This window comes from Staphylococcus pasteuri (genome assembly GCF_030547725.1).
Lineage (GTDB): Bacteria > Bacillota > Bacilli > Staphylococcales > Staphylococcaceae > Staphylococcus > Staphylococcus pasteuri.
This window is the reverse complement of the sequence record NZ_JAUOQO010000547.1, coordinates 1-257: the sequence shown is the minus strand read 5'-3', so window position 1 is coordinate 257 and position 257 is coordinate 1. Positions and strand designations below refer to the sequence as shown.

Annotated in this window: 1 protein-coding gene; it reads left to right on the top strand. The window is 40.9% G+C overall.

The features are described 5' to 3' along the window. Positions 1 to 64 precede the first annotated feature (64 nt). Positions 65 to 257, top strand: a 193-nt coding sequence (locus Q4528_RS14680) for a hypothetical protein (RefSeq protein WP_303522396.1), incomplete at its 3' end; no start/stop codon positions are given.

Genomic DNA, 257 nt, shown 5'->3' with positions numbered 1-257 from the left:
ACGTATGGCTGTTTCATCAAGGCAAGTTTTCAGACACTCTTAGATGCATTAATTACATCATTCAATGGACGTTATGATTAAGTTATTCAAATCAATTACATTAATAGCCACACTAGTCCTTTGGAGTCATACCGCACTTTCAGCCTCGGTTAACGTTATGGGTCCTTTATGGTTAGACACTCAAGAACAATGGCACGACTTTCGTGACGATCTAAAAACCGCCAAACAAATGGGCGTCGAAGCAGTCACTGTTGACG